Genomic DNA, 15,500 nt, shown 5'->3' with positions numbered 1-15,500 from the left:
GAGGCCTGATGTCCACACCCGCTTTCAAAGATCACTTCAGCCAGCAGGCGGGCGCCTATGCGCAGTTCCGGCCCCATTACCCCGCTGTGCTGTATGACTGGCTGGCCGGGCAGGTGAGCGACACCGCGCTGGCCTGGGATGTGGCTACCGGCAATGGTCAGGCTGCCGCGGCGCTGGCCGAGCGCTTTGCGCAAGTGATTGCCAGTGAGCCCTCGGCCGAGCAGCTTGCAAAGGCCTTGTACCGCCCCAATATCGACTACCGGCAGGAAGCCGCCGAGCATGCCAGCCTGGCCGATGCCAGCGCCGACCTGATCACGGTGGCGCAGGCGCTGCACTGGTTCGACCTGCCGGCCTTTATGCAGGAAGCCGCGCGTGTGCTGAAGCCTGGTGGCGTGCTGGCGGTCTGGTGTTATGAAGTTTTCAGCTGCACGCCAGCGGTGGATGCAATTGTTGGCAAGTACTACCACGACACCATCGGCCCCTACTGGCCGCCTGAGCGGCGCTGGATAGAACAGGGCTACGCCGGCCTGGCACTGCCTTATCCGCGCCTGGCTACGCCAGCGCTAGAAATGAGCCTCGAGTGGGATCTGGCTGCGCTGGTCGGTTATCTGGGCACTTGGTCGGCCACCCAGCGCTATAAAGAAGACCGTGGCCACGATCCGCTACCGGCCGTGGCCGAACAGCTGGCAGCGGTCTGGCCCGCGGCTGGCGCTGCCCTGCGGGTCAGCTGGCCATTGAAATTGCAGGCCTGCCGCAAGCCGGCAGCCGATTGAACCTCCATAGACTGGCGCCCCTATGGCGCCGGCCCGCGAAAGGAAGCGCATGTTTACCGGCATTATCGAAGCCACCGGCAAGATCGCCACGGTGCAACCCTTGGAGGGCGAAGGCCTGCGCGTGATGATTGCCAGCGAGACGCTGGATATGAGCGATGTGAAGCTGGGCGACAGCATTGCTGTGAATGGCGCCTGCATGACCGTCGTGCACAAGGGCCCGCACAGCTTCAAGTTCGATATCTCGGCCGAATCGCTGCGCTGCACCGTTGGCCTGGAAGAACCGGGCCGCGAGATGAATCTGGAAAAGGCGCTGCGCTTTGGCGACCGCCTGGATGGCCACCTGGTCTCGGGCCATGTCGATGGGGTGGGCGAGGTGATGAAGTTCGCCCAGATCGGCGAGAGCTGGCAGCTGGTGGTGCAGGCACCCAAATCCCTGGCGCGCTTTATCGCCATCAAGGGCTCTATCGTGATCAATGGCGTGTCGCTGACCACCAATCAGGTCAAGGACATGGCCGATCGCTGCATCCTGTCGGTGAACCTGATTCCGCATACCGTGCAGGTCACCAATCTGAAACACCTGAAGGTGGGCGAGAAGGTCAATCTGGAAGTCGACCTGATCGCCCGCTATCTCGAGCGCATGCTGCCCGAGACCGAACCGTTCGAAGCCCTGAAAAAGCGTATGGGCAATGCCTGATCGCCTGCCGAAAGACTGATTGAAACCATGCAAATTTCCCCGATTCCTGACCTGATCGCCGAACTGGCCGCCGGCCGCATGATCGTCCTGATGGACGACGAGGACCGCGAGAACGAAGGCGACCTGGTCATGGCTGCCGAGCATGTGACGCCGGAAGCAATCAACTTCATGGCCAAGCATGCGCGCGGCCTGATCTGCCTGACGCTGACCGAAGCGCGCTGCAAGCAGCTGAACCTGCCCCTGATGGTGAGCAAGAACGGCGCCTCGCACGGCACCAACTTCACCTTGAGCATCGAGGCGGCCGAGGGCGTCAGCACCGGCATTTCGGCGGCCGACCGCGCGCGTACCGTGTTGGCCGCCGTGGCCCCGCACGCCAAGCCGGCCGATATCGTGCAGCCTGGGCATATTTTTCCACTGATGGCGCGCGAAGGTGGTGTGCTGGCCCGTGCCGGCCACACTGAAGCCGGTTGCGATCTGGCGCGCATGGCCGGCTGCCTGCCTGCCTCGGTGATCTGCGAAGTGATGAATGACGACGGTACCATGGCGCGCCTGCCCGAGCTGATCCCGTTTGCTGAGCAACATGGCCTGAAGATCGGCACCATTGCCGACCTGATCCAGTACCGCAGCCGTACGGAATCGCTGGTGGAAAAGATGGGCGAGCGTACGGTCACCACGCCGGCGGGTGAATTCCAGCTGTCGGCCTTCCGCGAGCAGGGCAGCCAGGTCACCCATCTGGCCCTGGTCAAGGGCAGCTTCAGCGCGCAGGACGAGGTGCTGGTGCGTGTGCATGAACCGCTCAGCGTGATCGATTGGATGGATGCCGGCCAGACCCGCCATAGCTGGGGTATTTACCAGAGCCTGGAGGCGATCAATGCGGCCGGTCGAGGTGTGCTGATTCTGCTGCACCGGCCGGAAACCGGCGAAGAGCTGCTGGCGCGTGCGCTGCCCGAGCTGAATCTGAACAACCCGCAGAAATGGGACTTGCGCACCTATGGCGTAGGCGCCCAGATGCTGAAGTCCTTGGGCGTGGGCAAGATGAGACTGCTCTCGCCGGCGCGCAAGATGCCGAGCATGACCGGCTTCGGTCTTGAGGTGACAGGCTTCCGGGAAGCCTGATTGTTTTGACCCCAAGGCGGTAAAACACTAGAATTCCGCCCTTTTTTCAACGAATTAGCCTGCGGCCGCGTTTGGCGCGGCGGCTAGCCCAGCAAGGTCTGCCATGCCCCGTTTTGACACCATTCCGGAAATCGAATCCCACTTCGACGGCGCAGGTCTGCGTATCGGCATCGTCACCGCCCGCTTCAATAGCGATGTCTGCGGTGGCCTGCTGGCCGCCTGCCGCGATGAGCTGGCCCGCCTGGGCGTGGCCGATGCCGACCTGCTGCTGACCAGCGTGCCCGGCGCGCTGGAAATTCCGCTCGTGCTGCAGACCATGGCCAAGTCGGGCAAGTTCGATGCGCTGATCGCCCTGGGCGCCATCATCCGTGGCGAGACCTATCACTTCGAGTTGGTCTCGAATGAGTCGGGTTCGGGCGTGACCCAGGTCGGCCTCGACTTCGGCATCCCGATCGCCAATGCGATCCTGACCACCGAGAACGATGACCAGGCTCTGGTGCGCATGCAGGAAAAAGGCAGCGATGCGGCGCGCGTGGCGGTGGAAATGGCCCGTTTGCAGCAGAACCTGCGTGCGCAACTGAAGATGTAAGACGGCCAGCCGGCCTACTCTGAAACACCCTGGCGCGGCCCTGGCCGCGCTTTCGCATTGACTGGAACCAGCATGACCCAAGAAGAAGCCAAGGACATCAAGAAGGCACCGCAAAAATCCTCGCGTCGCCGCGCGCGTGAATTCGCCGTGCAGGGCCTGTACCAATGGCAGCTGACCGGCGATACGGTGACCCAGATCGAACGCTTTCTGCGCGATAGCAGCACCAGCTTTGCCCGCGCGGATGAGAACCTGTTCCGCGAGATCTTCTACGGTGCGATGCGCGATGCGAGCAGCCTGAAGGAACGCCTGGTGCCGCATCTGGACCGTGACGAGGTCGACGTGAGCCCGGTCGAGCGCGCGACCTTGCTGGTGGCGGCTTTCGAGCTGATCAGCAAGCCGGAAACCCCGTATGCGGTGATCATCAACGAGGCCATCGAGATCACCAAGACCTTTGGTGGCACTGACGGTCATCGCTTCGTGAACGGCGTGCTGGACAAGCTGGCGCTGGAAGTACGCGGCGCGGAAGTGGAAGCCGCCCGCAACAAACGTCGCTGAGACGGGCGAAGCACTGGCCATGGCGCTGGATGAATTCGACCTGATCCGGCGCTATTTCACCCGCGCCACGCCCGCTGCCGTTTTGGGTGTGGGCGACGATGCGGCGCTGGTGGCGCCGTCTGCCGGCCGGCAGCTGGCCATTTCGGCCGATATGCTGCTCGAAGGGCGGCATTTCTTTGCTGATACCGACCCGTATGCGCTGGGCTGGAAGGCGCTGGCGGTCAATCTGTCCGATATGGCCGCCATGGGCGCCCAGCCGCGTTGGTTCACCCTGTGCATTGCCTTGCCCAAGGCCGACCCAGCTTGGCTCGCTCCGTTCTCTGAAGGCCTGTTCGCGCTGGCCGATCAATATGGCGTGGCGCTGATTGGCGGCGACACCACGGCCGGCCCCTTGAATATCGCGATCCAGATCATCGGCGAAGTCGAAGCCGGCCTGGCCTTACGCCGCGATGGCGCGCAGGCGGGTGACGATATCTGGCTGTCCGGCCCGACCGGCGCGGCCGCGATGGCGGTGCGTCATCGCTATGGCCGCCTGCAACTGGCCGATGCCGACCTTGCCTATTGCGCGGCGCGTCTCGATCGGCCGCAGCCGCGCGTAACCTTGGGGCGCCGCCTGCTTGGTCTTGCCTCGGCTGCCATCGATATCTCCGACGGCCTGGTGGCGGATCTTGCCCATATCGCGCGCCGTTCCGGCTTGGCCGCTACCTTGAATCTGCTGGATCTGCCCCAACCCGCGCTGAGCGACGAGGTGCTGGCGCTGCCGGACTTCGATGTCTGCCTGCTGGCCGGTGGCGATGATTACGAGCTGTGCTTTACTGCTGCCCCCGCACAGCGCGCTGCTGTGCAGGCATTGGCCAGCGAGCTCAAGCTGCCCTTGTGCCGGGTGGGCAGCATGGCGGCCGGGCAGGGCGTGCAGGTGCTCGATGCGGTCGGTCAGCCGTTGGCCCTCGCGCAAACTGGCTTTAATCACTTTGCTTGACCATCATGCCCGCCCAACGCCAAGTTGATTGCAAACTGCTGCTCTCCCATCCGGCCCATTTCCTCTCGCTGGGTTTTGGCAGCGGCCTCGCGCCCAAGGCGCCCGGCACCTTCGGCTCGCTTGCCGCGATTCCCTTTTATCTGCTGCTCAGTCTGTGGCTGAGCCCGATGCAGATTGCCCTGCTTGCGATACCGCTGTTCCTGCTTGGTATCTGGGCCTGCGATAAGACTGGCAAGGCGCTCGGGGTGTCCGATCATGGCGCCATCGTCTGGGACGAGATCGTGGCCATGTTGCCGCTGCTGGCCATGGCCGGTACGGCGCCGCTGGCGCTGGCAGCCGCCTTTGCGCTTTTCCGCCTGTTCGATATCAGTAAGCCCTGGCCGATCAGTTGGTTCGACGCGCGTATCAAGGGCGGCTTTGGCGTGATGCTCGACGATGCGCTGGCCGCCTTGCCGGCCGCGGGTCTGCTCTACCTGATCCTGCCCTGGCTAGGCTGAATGCCTGTCCGCAATACATAGCGCTTCCTCCCTAACACCCCCATGCCTAGGCACGCAAAAAAGCGCGGTCGGGGCGGTGTGCCCCAGGCCGCGCATAAGGAGTGATCTAGCCCGCCGGCGCTGCTGGCGGGCGGGGCTGGCTTACGCCTGCCCACGATAGCTTTAGAAGCCGTAGTTGATGCGCACGCGCAGAGCGGTCACATCTTCGGCGGTATTGCTGCCGCTGCCTTGGCTGAAGGCCAGGGCCGGCGTGATGGTGGCGTTCTTCACACCCATCAGCGGCAGGGCGTAGGTCACGTAAACGGTGTTCACCTTGGCATCGCCAGCCTTACCGCTGATCACGCCGCCGCCCAGCGCGCCGATCACGCCGGTCAGGCCCACGGTGGTGGTCTTGTCGTCGGCCGCGTTCTTACCTTGCGCCACGTTCAGGTTCAGGCTGCCATTGCTCAGGTAGTAGCTACCCGTCAGCGCGGCACCGGTGCGGTTCACGCTCTCGGTATTGCCGCCATTGAAGCTTTCAAACTTCAGCGCTTCCACACCAGCACGTACGCTGAAATCGCCAAACTTGACCGTTACCACCGGGCGCAGACCCTTGGTGACCTGGGCGGTACCGGCATCAGCGCTACGCTCAACCAGGCCGAGCTCAAAGGACACCGCTTCGCTGGCGTTCACGGTCAGCGCGGCTTGCAGCACATCGGCACCGGTACGGCCACGCAGCAAGTGGGCACGATAGGCATCGAAGCCGGCGAAGGGCACGATGGTGTCGCGACCGAGCGGGAACAGGTCGGCGGCTTCGAAGCGGCCGAGCTTGAGGTCGGCGGTGCTGGTACCGAACTGCACCCACAGATCGTCGTCAGCGACATCGCTATCGCGCTTGGCCAGGAAGCTGGCCTTGGCGGCCACGAAGCCGTCGCCATTGATGCCCTTGGCCAGCGCATTCAGTTCCACACGGCCGTTTTGCGTGGCACCGCGTGCCGGGGCGCCCACATAGGCGGTATTGCCCTTCTCGGTGCTCACATAGTTGGTGTCGAATTCGATATTGGCATTCAGGTCCAGTGCCAGGGCGGGCAGGGTGGCGAGGGCGGCGCTGATGGCGAGGATGCTGCTGCGTACGGCGTAGTTCATGGTGTCTCCACTTGGGTTTTATTTGGGCTGAGTTCAGGGCCATGGCCAGCTGGCCAAGGGCTTGCCTCGCGCTGCCGGATGGCGGGACGAGGGCGGGTACGGCAGGGTGTGTCTGGGCTTTAGGTCTCCATGAGGTGGTGCAATCTGCCGGCCTGGCTTTTTCAGGCGTAGCCGGTCCCCGTCGACCGCCAGGGTCAACAAAAAACAGTGTTCCGCCAGCGTGCGCAAAGCGTTGGCTGGTCAGGGTCTGCGCGTGTTCAGTGGTTTTTCAAAGCGCTTTGGATGGCGCTGCAAAAAAAAGCGCTAGGAGGGCGCAGGGCGGGTGCTGCTGATCATCTGACTTGTCTCCTCCAGGTTGGCCTGGATGTGATGGTGGGTGCGCTTCTGACCGATTGCAGACCGGTCTTAGCTTGAGTGCGAGCGGATTGTCAGATTTGAGTAAGTTAAATGTCAAATAAAAGTAAGAACTGAGTAAGTTCAAAGTAAGTAAATAGTCTGCGGTCTAATCGTGTTCCGCTCATCAATCGACTGTGGAAACAGCCGCTTAGCGTTGAATGGCTATAAATGTACACGTGTATATTTTCTTGATTCCAGTACTCTGCTGCATTGATGTATGTGTGCAACAAAAAAAAGCGGCGTGGCTTACGCCACACCGCGAACCTCTTTTGGAGAGGAGTGAAGTCATGCTGCCCTGACGGGCTAAGTGCTTACCACCAGGCTTCGGCCTGGGCACCCACCGAGGTGCCGCTCTTGGCATTGCCGAACACGCTGGCAAAGCGCGGGCCGCTGACCCAGCTGGAGGACAGATAGGCCTTGGCCTCATCGTTCCAGCGTGCATGGGTGACAAAGAAGCGTACGGTGGGGCGCGAGCCAGCATCCTTGCCGGCTGAGACGGCGGTAGCCAGGGTCAGCTTGGTCAGATTGGCGGCATCCTGGCCGTCGGCCTTCACATTGTCGTGGCCAAGCTCTGCCAGGAAGCGGAATGGGCCGGCGATATGGGTGTCGGTACGGCCGCCCAGCGTGAAGATCTTGGTACTCTTGTCGGTGACCTTGTCGGTGTTACGGTGGAACTCGGTGATGAAGTCCCAGGCCGTGGCGCCGAAGGAGCCGGTTTGCTGGAAGGCGACAAAGGCATTGCGGGCCGCATCATTGGTTTGCACGCGGAAGCCGATCAGTGTGCCGCCATTGCCAATCAGGCCATTGCTCTTGTGGTATAGGCCTAGGCGGGTGGTGGCATCGCCTTCCTTCTTGGCTGCGCCCGTGGTCTGGTTCTCGCTGGAGGATAGATCGCTGCGGCCGAAGTAGATGTCCAGCGCATGATCCTTACCGAAGGTCGGAATGTCGGTGATGCGGAAGGCGTGCTCGTAAGCCTGCTCGTTGGCGCTGGTGGTGCCGGTGCGCGGGTTCATCAGGAAGGCATAGCTGAACTTGGCCGCGCCCACTTCCACATTCTCGATACCGGCGCCATCGCTGTCGTGGTTTTCCAGGAAGTGGTCGTTGATACCCAGTTGCACGCGGTCGTAGAAGCGCCGACCGGCCCACACACCGCCATTGCCCAGTGCCGGAATCTTCTCGCTGCTGATGAAAACCTGGCCGAAGCGGGTCACCAGCTCGTCGGTGCCATTGAAGTTGCCCACCACATTGCCGCCGGCATCCTTCACCTCGCCACCCAGTTCACCCTGGCCATAGGCGCGGTACACCGAAGGCATGAAGGTGATTTTCCAGTTGCCGTACTCGGGGCTCTTGGCAGCGTTGTAGATAAAGGTCGGTTCGATCGTGTAATCGCACTCATTGCCCAGACGCCAGTGCGACACGCCATTCATATTGAAGCAGACCTGACCACCACCCTTGGTGTTGACGCCTACGCCAGCACGCATATAGCCGTGAAATTCCAGGCTGCTGTCATCGGCCAGTACCGGGCTGACCAGGCCGGCCAGCATCAGGGCGGCCAGGCAGTGTTTGAGCTTGCTTTGCATCGTGTGTCTCCTTCTTGGTTTTGGAAACCCGCACAGGGCGGGGTAGGGCTGTGGTGCCGCACGGCACCGGTTATGAAATCGTTGTCATCTCTATGCGCAGCTCGCCCCTTGCGGCGACGGTTGGCTGCGCTAGCGAGGGCTTATTGCAGTCGGATGGCCTGGCCCTGCTTGCCGAACAGCACGGCGCGTGCAGCATCGGGGCGCAGGCCGACCAGGTCGCCCTGCTTGAGGCCGTGGCCGCCGCTGGGCAATTTGATGGCAATCGGCTGCTCGCTGCCGGCCAGTTCCAGGTAGACGATCTCGGCATCACCCAGGTGTTCAAGCAGATCGACGCGTGCGCGGAAGCCCTGCTCGAGCGGCACGATGTGCAGATGCTCGGGGCGCACGCCCAGGGTGATATCGCCGCGCGCGGCAATCGTGTGGCTGCTGGGCAGCACCAGCCGGTTGTCGCCGGCCACGCTCAGGGTGATCTCGCTGCTGCTGGCATCCTTGAGCTGGCAGGGCACGAAGTTCATCTTGGGCGAGCCCAGGAAGCCAGCCACGAACTGGTTGGCCGGGCGCTCATACAGCTCGAGCGGCGCGCCCAGCTGTTCCATACGGCCCTGGTTGAACACGGCGATGCGGTCACCGAGGGTCATCGCCTCCACCTGGTCATGGGTCACGTAGATCATGGTGGTGCCCAGTTCCTTGTGCAGCTTGGACAGCTCGATGCGCATCTGCACGCGCAGCGAGGCATCGAGGTTGGACAGCGGTTCGTCGAACAGGAAGACCTTGGGCTTGCGCACGATGGCGCGGCCGATGGCCACGCGTTGGCGCTGGCCGCCTGATAGCGCCTTCGGCTTGCGCTCGAGCAGATGCGAGATCTGCAGGATCTCGGCTGCGCGGCCGACTGCCTGGGCGACTTCCTGCTTGGATTTGCCGGCCAGCTTGAGTGCGAAGCCCATGTTTTCGCCCACCGTCATATGCGGGTAGAGCGCATAGCTCTGGAACACCATGGCCACGCCGCGTTCGGCCGGTGGCGTGTCATTGGCCAGCTCGCCGCCGATATGTAGCTCACCGGCGCTGATTTCTTCCAGGCCAGCGATCATGCGCATCAGCGTGGATTTGCCGCAGCCGGACGGGCCGACAAAGACCATGAATTCCCCGTCGTGGATATCCAGGTTCAGGTTCTCGATCACGGGCGGATTGTTGTCGTAGCGCTTGCTCAGATTGCGCAGGGAAAGATGGGCCATTGCTCTGTCTCCCAGTTCAGCCGCGGCTGGTGATGAATTCGCGATACCAGTGCGCACTGTCTTTCAGCGTGCGCTGCTGGCTGGCGTAGTCGACGTAGACGATGCCGAAACGCTTGGCATAGCCGGAGTTCCACTCGAAGTTGTCGAGCAGGCTCCACAGGAAATAGCCGCGCAGATCCACGCCTTGGGCGATGGCGGCTTGCATGGCTTCGAAGTGCAGGCGCAGGTATTCGATCCGCTCTGGGTCGTGCACCGCGCCATCGCCGCTCAGGCTGTCGGCGTTCGCCATGCCGTTTTCGGTGATGTAGACCGGCGGTAGCGGGTAATCGCGCTTGAGCATCAGCAAGAGGTCGGTCAGACCCTCCGGATAGATTTCCCAGCCCATATCGTTGACGCCCAGCTTGCAGGGGGCGGGAATCGGCGGCTCATCGGTGCTGGCCCAGCCACGCGTGTAGTAGTTGATGCCGAGGAAGTCGAGAGGCTGCTTGATAATGTCGAAATCGTTTTCAAGCACGCGCGGCGCAAGATGGCCCAGATGCTGCAGTGCGCGTGCCGGATAGCGGCCGTAGAACAGCGGGTCCATATACCAGCTCACATACAGGTCGTAGTCGAGCGCGGCTTTTTCGGCATCGGCCGGCTTGTCGGTGGCGGGATAGGACGGCGCCTGATTGAGCACGATACCGAGCTGGGCCTGGCAGCCGACCGCGCGCATCGCCTGCAGGGCCAGGCCATGTGAGAGCAGCAGATGGTGCGAGACCTGGGCGGCCATGGCGGTGCTGGCATAGCCGGGCGCGAACTGGCCATTGCCGTGGCCGAGCTGGGCGGTACACCAGGGTTCGTTATGGGTTGCAATCGTTTTCACCCGTGAGCCAAAGCGACGCGCGACTTCGGCGGCGTAGTCGGCAAAGCGCTCGCAGGTCAGCCGGCTCAGCCAGCCGCCCTTGTCCTGCAGGGCTTGCGGTAGGTCCCAGTGATAGAGGGTCAGATGGGCTTCCAGACCGTGCTTGTCCAGCTCGTCAAGCAGGCGCTCGTAGAAGGCGAAACCGGCTTCATTCCAGGCGCCTTCGCCCAACGGCTGCACGCGTGGCCAGGCCATCGAGAAGCGGTAGGCCTTGCAACCGAGGCTGGCGATCAGCGCCACATCCTCGGCATAGCGGTGGTAGTGATCGCAGGCGACCAGGCCATGGCTGCCGTCAATGATCTTGCCCGGGGTCGCACAGAAGGTGTCCCAGATCGAGGCGCCGCGGCCGTCCTCTTGGCCGGCGCCTTCAATCTGGAAGGCGCTGGTGGCGACGCCCCAGAGGAAGTGGGTGGGAAAGCGGGTGTTGCTCATGCTACGTATCTCCTGGGCCTGTGGCCCGCATCGGTTTGGCTTGGCAGCCGTGCTGCCGGGTTTGGGCTAGGGCAGCCGGGCTGCCCGTGAATAGGGGGTCAGGCTTTCACGGCGCCGGCGGTCAGGCCTTCGATCAGGCGGCGCGAAGTGATGACGAACAGCACCAGCAGCGGCAGCACCGCCACGGCCGAACCGGCCGAGATGGCGCCCCAGGGCACCTGGCCGGTGCCGGACAGCGAACGCAGCGCCAAGGGCACGGTGTACATCTGCATATCGTTCATGATCACCAAGGGGCCCATGAAGTTGTTCCACGCGCCGATAAAGGTGATCAGCCCCAGGGTGCCGAAGGCCGGCGTGATCAAGGGGACCACGATGCGCCAATAGATGCCGAACTCGCCGCAGCCATCGATGCGTGCGGCCTCGAGCAATTCCTTGGGAATGGCCGAGCCGATGAACTGGCGCATCATGAACACGCCCATCGCGCCGCAGGCGGCCGGTACGATCAGCGCACGCGGTTCGTTCATCCAGCCCAGCCCAGTCATGATCAGCACCGAGGGAATCATGCCCAGGAAGGCGGGCAGCAGCATGGTGCTTAGCACGCCAGCGAACAGGTATTCCTTGTACTTGAACTCGAACATGGCAAATGCGTAACCGGCCAGGCTGCAGAAGAACAGATTGAGCACGGTGGTGGCGATGGCCACGTAGAAGCTCATGCCCAGGTTGTGCCAGAAGTAAGGCAGGCGGCCGAGCAGTAGACGCATATTGTCGAGGAAGGCATCGCCGAACCACATCGGCGGCGGCACGCTGAGGATGTCGGTATCGCTATGGGTGGCAAACACGAACATGAACCAGAACGGCATCAGCATGATGACGGCGCCGCCCAGTACGATGGCGTAGGCGCTCAGGTAAGCGGGGTTGAGTTTGGCTTTCATGCTCAGTCCTTCATGCCGCTCTTGGCGAAGATCTTGTTGTTCACCCAGGTCAACAGGGCAATTGCGATAAACAGCAGCCAGGCCACGGCCGAGGCGGTACCGAAGTCGCCGTCCATGAAGGCGGTGTTATACATATGCATGGCCGCGGTCTTGCCGGCCTGGTCGATGCCGCCGGTGCCGCCGGTGATGATGAAGGGCTCCTCGAACAGCTGCAGATTGCCAATGATGGTCAGCGTGATGGCGAAGAACATCATCGGCTTGAGCATGGGTACGGTGATATGCCAGAACTGCTGCAGCTTGCCCGCGCCGTCCATGGTGGCGGCCTCGTACAGGTCCTTGGGGATGGTCTGCATGGCGGCCAGATACAGCACCGTGTTCCAGCCCACATAACGCCAGAACACCACGAAGGAAATCATCCACTTCGTGTATTCGGGCTGGCCCCAATCGATCTTTTGTTGCGGGAAGATCCACTCGAGCACTGGCAGCTGACCGAGCTGGGTCAGTACCTGGTTGATCACGCCATAGTCACGCGAGAACAGGGTGGTGAACACCAGCGCAATCGCCACCGAGGAGGTGATGAAGGGCAGGAAGTAAAAGCCCACCACGGCATTACGCCAGCGCCCGAAAGCGGTATGCAGGAAGAAGGCCAGCGGAATGGCGATCAGATGCTGGGGCGCGCCGGCCACCACGGCGATCCAGGCGGTGTTGAACACCGACTTCTGGAACCAGTCGTCGGTCAGCGTGAAGGTGTAGTTCTCTATGCCCACCCAGCGCATGGCGCTCAGGCCGGCGGCCGGATCCCAGGTATGGAAGGACAGATAGATGGAGAACAGCATGGGAAACACGCCGAACACCGCGAACAGAATAAAGAAGGGGCTGATGAACACATAAGGTGCCCAGTCCCAGGGGCGCAGCTTGCGGCGGCGGGGGGCGGCTTTATCCATGGTGCTCTCTAGCGCCAGCGTGGAAGGGTCGGACAAGGACATGGCAATCGCTCATTACGGCAGGATTTCAGGCTGCAGGCCGGGGCGGGCCGAAACGCACCCCGGCTTGCCGCTGCCCGCCAGGCGGGCAGCGTGCTCAGCAAGACATTAGCGACGCACGCGACGCTTGATCAGCGCCTTGGCATCGGCCAGGGCTGCCTTGATGTCCTTGTTCTGCTCGAGGACCTTCTCCAGCTCGGAATTGACGATCTCCTTGGCCACGCTGTCGAACTTGTCCACCGTGCTGGCCGGAATCTTGCCGGCTGCCACGCGCCACAGCTGGCGCGCCTTCTGGCCACCCAGGTATTCGATCGGCTCGTCGATAAAGCTGTCGTTCTGTGCCTCGATCAGTGAGGGGAAGGCATCCACGGCGCGGAAGGCGGCAATCTGTTGCTGCTTGTTCAGGGTCAGGTACTTAATCAGTTCCCAGGCTGCGGCTTTGTTCTCAGTCTTTTTCGGGATTGCGTAGAAGCTGCCGCCCCAAGCGGCGTAAGCGCCGTTGGGCAGCTGGGCAGAACGCCACAACCCTTTCTGGGTTGGCGCCAGCCAGTTCTTCAGATGGCCGGCCAGCCAGGCACCCATCATCTGGGTGGCGATCTGGTTGCGCTTGAAGCCTTCCGACCATTCGTTCGACCAGGCGCCGATCTTGCCGTCGATGCCGGCTACACGGGCGGCCTTGGCCACTTCGAAGGCCTTCACGAAACGCGCATTGTCGACCAGGGCATTGCCCTTGGCGTCGAAGTACACGCCTTCGCCATCCTTGAGGTTGGCGCGGATGATGATGTCCTTCAGGTCGACTGCATTGGCCAGCATATAGGCGCCGGTTGCGGCCTTCACCTTCTTGCCGGCAGCCAGATAGCTGTCCCAGGACTTGGTCAGCTCGGCTTCGCTTACGCCGGCCTTATCGAGGATGTCCTTGCGGTAGAACAGCGCACCCGGGCCGATATCGGTGGGAATGGCGGCGAGGGCGCCGGTATCGGACATGCCTTGTGGCAGCGAGAAGCGCGAAATCTGGCTCTTGTACTGCAGGCCGTTGTAAGGCGCCTTGGCCAGGTCTTCCAGGCCGCCTGATTCGGAGAATTTGCCGATGAAGTCGTAGTCGACCGCCATCACGTCCGGCAGATTGGCGCCGGTGGCCAGGGCCGTGGTCATCGCATTGTGGTGATCGGCATAGGCCAGGCTCACCACCTTGACCTCGATATCCGGATGCAGCTTCTTGAAACCGTCCAGCGCAGCCTTGGCCGAGCGGTCGAGATCGGGGAAGGAGGCCACGGTGATGGTGGTGGCAGCATGGGCCGAATAGGCGAGGGCAACGGCCAGAAGGCCGGACTTGAGGCTGAATTGCATGGTCTTTGTCTCCTCCAGGTAATCCTGGATGTGATATGAAAACGGTTTCACGTTTGGGCGCATTCTAAGATCAAACAGAGGCTTAGGCTTAGTTGTTTGTCAACTCCATGTAAGTTTGTCGCGAAAATCGCACTTGGCGCGGGCTTAGCCGCCCAGCAAGGCATCCCGCAGTGGCTGGCGCCACTGCTTGGTAAAGGTGTCGTACGCGCCAAAGCCGGCGCCGAATTCCCAATAGGCCCAGGCAAAGCCGCGCCGCTCGGCGCCTTGCACCACGGCGCGGGTCCAGGCCGTACGGGTAGCCATATCGGCCGCTGAGAACACTCCGAACTCGCCCAGCAGCACCGGTCTTTGCTCGCGCTGCGCCCACTTGGCCACCGCATCCAACGCGCCATCCAGTTCGGCCTGCTCGGCCGGGCTGCCGGTCCAGCGCGTACCCAGCCAGCCGCTGCCGCCGGCTACCCAGTTCGCCCCCTGATGGGTGACGGGCATCGGCTCGTAGTAATGAAAGGTGGCGATCAGGTCGCGGTCGTCGGCCGGCAGGTTCAGCGTGGCCAGCTTGCGGTAGCCATTCCAGTCGGTACCGCCCACGATCAGCGTGCGCTTGGGGTTGCTCTGGCGGATCAGCGGAATGGTCTTGGCAATGACGGCATTCCAGCGCGCATCGTCGAGCTTGCCCATCGGTTCGTTGAGTAGCTCGAACATCACCTCGGCCGGCGCGGCGCGATAGTGCTCGGCCACCTGCTGCCAGATGCCCAGATAGCGCGGCAGCTCGGTATCCGGCTCGCTCATCATGGCTGTGTAGTGGTGCATGTCGAGGATGATGGCGAGGCCAACGCGGCGCGCATTGGCCACGGCCCAGTCCACCCGCTCGAAGAATTCCGGGTTGATGGTGTAAGGCGGCTCATAGGCAGCGCGTGCGTCCCAGCGCACCGGCAGGCGCACGGCGCTAAAGCCGGCTGCCTTGATGATGTCGAAGAACTTGGCCTCCAGCACCGGGCCATACATGCCCTCGCGTTCGAACTCGAGCATATTGCCCAGGTTCATGCTGCGCGCCAGCAGGCGCTGACACGCTTCCGCACGCGTCTGCGCGGCTACCTCGAAGCTGCAGTCGGCCATGGCCATGCCGCTCAACATCAGACTGAGCAGCAGGGCGGTGTGCTGGAACGCGCGAGCCAACATGGCAGTCCTTTTCTGACAACGTTTTCAAGCTTGGATTCGAAGCAGTCGGGCCTAGCCTAAGCGCTTTGAATGCGATGTGCAGCGTGAGCCGCGCAGGGCTCGATGAATCAGGGAATGCTCTGCTTATCCGCGGGTGGCGCGCTGCGCAAGCTGGGGCAGGGCGTACACCAGGGGCCTGCTTGGGCAGGCG

At 62.6% G+C, this 15,500-nt stretch carries 15 protein-coding genes; 7 read left to right on the top strand and 8 right to left on the bottom strand.

Features of this window, described 5'->3' with window-relative positions:
• The first annotated feature begins 8 nt into the window (after window positions 1-8).
• From BT173_RS08110 to BT173_RS08080, 7 genes are all read left to right on the top strand, one after another.
• Window positions 9-773, top strand: a complete 765-nt coding sequence (locus BT173_RS08110) for a class I SAM-dependent methyltransferase (protein ID WP_072428130.1) — start codon at window positions 9-11, stop codon at window positions 771-773.
• Between the two features lie 49 nt (window positions 774-822).
• Entirely contained in the window at window positions 823-1,467 is a 645-nt protein-coding gene (locus BT173_RS08105; RefSeq protein ID WP_072428129.1) for a riboflavin synthase, read from the top strand.
• Window positions 1,468-1,494: 27 nt separating this feature from the next.
• Window positions 1,495-2,583 (top strand): bifunctional 3,4-dihydroxy-2-butanone-4-phosphate synthase/GTP cyclohydrolase II, encoded by a 1,089-nt coding sequence (gene ribBA / locus BT173_RS08100; RefSeq protein ID WP_072428128.1) that lies wholly within the window; start codon window positions 1,495-1,497, stop codon window positions 2,581-2,583.
• Window positions 2,584-2,686: 103 nt separating this feature from the next.
• Window positions 2,687-3,172 (top strand): 6,7-dimethyl-8-ribityllumazine synthase, encoded by a 486-nt coding sequence (gene ribH / locus BT173_RS08095; RefSeq protein WP_072428127.1) that lies wholly within the window; start codon window positions 2,687-2,689, stop codon window positions 3,170-3,172.
• Window positions 3,173-3,244: 72 nt separating this feature from the next.
• Window positions 3,245-3,727, top strand: a complete 483-nt coding sequence (nusB, locus tag BT173_RS08090; RefSeq protein ID WP_072428126.1) for a transcription antitermination factor NusB — start codon at window positions 3,245-3,247, stop codon at window positions 3,725-3,727.
• A gap of 25 nt (window positions 3,728-3,752) precedes the next feature.
• Window positions 3,753-4,706: a thiamine-phosphate kinase gene (thiL, locus tag BT173_RS08085; RefSeq protein ID WP_072428174.1), complete on the top strand. Its 954-nt coding sequence runs from the start codon at window positions 3,753-3,755 to the stop codon at window positions 4,704-4,706.
• A gap of 5 nt (window positions 4,707-4,711) precedes the next feature.
• A complete protein-coding gene (locus tag BT173_RS08080; RefSeq protein WP_072428175.1) occupies window positions 4,712-5,203 on the top strand; it encodes a phosphatidylglycerophosphatase A family protein in 492 nt (163 codons plus the stop codon).
• Between the two features lie 162 nt (window positions 5,204-5,365).
• Here the strand turns inward: BT173_RS08080 and BT173_RS08075 are convergent, their stop codons facing one another.
• From BT173_RS08075 to BT173_RS08040, 8 genes are all read right to left on the bottom strand, one after another.
• A complete protein-coding gene (locus tag BT173_RS08075) occupies window positions 5,366-6,328 on the bottom strand; it encodes a carbohydrate porin (protein WP_072428125.1) in 963 nt (320 codons plus the stop codon).
• Between the two features lie 707 nt (window positions 6,329-7,035).
• Window positions 7,036-8,304 (bottom strand): carbohydrate porin, encoded by a 1,269-nt coding sequence (locus BT173_RS08070; protein WP_072428124.1) that lies wholly within the window; start codon window positions 8,302-8,304, stop codon window positions 7,036-7,038.
• 140 nt (window positions 8,305-8,444) lie between these two features.
• Complete coding sequence (locus BT173_RS08065; protein ID WP_072428123.1) at window positions 8,445-9,536, bottom strand: ABC transporter ATP-binding protein; 1,092 nt, start codon at window positions 9,534-9,536, stop codon at window positions 8,445-8,447.
• A gap of 16 nt (window positions 9,537-9,552) precedes the next feature.
• Window positions 9,553-10,869: a GH1 family beta-glucosidase gene (locus tag BT173_RS08060; protein ID WP_072428122.1), complete on the bottom strand. Its 1,317-nt coding sequence runs from the start codon at window positions 10,867-10,869 to the stop codon at window positions 9,553-9,555.
• Between the two features lie 98 nt (window positions 10,870-10,967).
• The gene (locus tag BT173_RS08055; RefSeq protein ID WP_072428121.1) at window positions 10,968-11,801 is read right to left on the bottom strand and encodes a carbohydrate ABC transporter permease; all 834 of its coding nucleotides are present in this window, start codon (window positions 11,799-11,801) and stop codon (window positions 10,968-10,970) included.
• Window positions 11,802-11,803: 2 nt separating this feature from the next.
• A complete protein-coding gene (locus BT173_RS08050) occupies window positions 11,804-12,787 on the bottom strand; it encodes a carbohydrate ABC transporter permease (protein ID WP_084658336.1) in 984 nt (327 codons plus the stop codon).
• A gap of 105 nt (window positions 12,788-12,892) precedes the next feature.
• Window positions 12,893-14,131 (bottom strand): ABC transporter substrate-binding protein, encoded by a 1,239-nt coding sequence (locus tag BT173_RS08045; RefSeq protein ID WP_072428119.1) that lies wholly within the window; start codon window positions 14,129-14,131, stop codon window positions 12,893-12,895.
• 144 nt (window positions 14,132-14,275) lie between these two features.
• The gene (locus BT173_RS08040; RefSeq protein ID WP_084658334.1) at window positions 14,276-15,310 is read right to left on the bottom strand and encodes a glycoside hydrolase family 5 protein; all 1,035 of its coding nucleotides are present in this window, start codon (window positions 15,308-15,310) and stop codon (window positions 14,276-14,278) included.
• Between the last annotated feature and the right edge of the window lie 190 nt (window positions 15,311-15,500).

The organism is Chitinimonas taiwanensis DSM 18899 (genome assembly GCF_900119825.1).
GTDB classification, from domain to species: Bacteria; Pseudomonadota; Gammaproteobacteria; order Burkholderiales; family Chitinimonadaceae; genus Chitinimonas; species Chitinimonas taiwanensis.
This window is presented reverse-complemented; position numbering and strand designations above follow the sequence as displayed.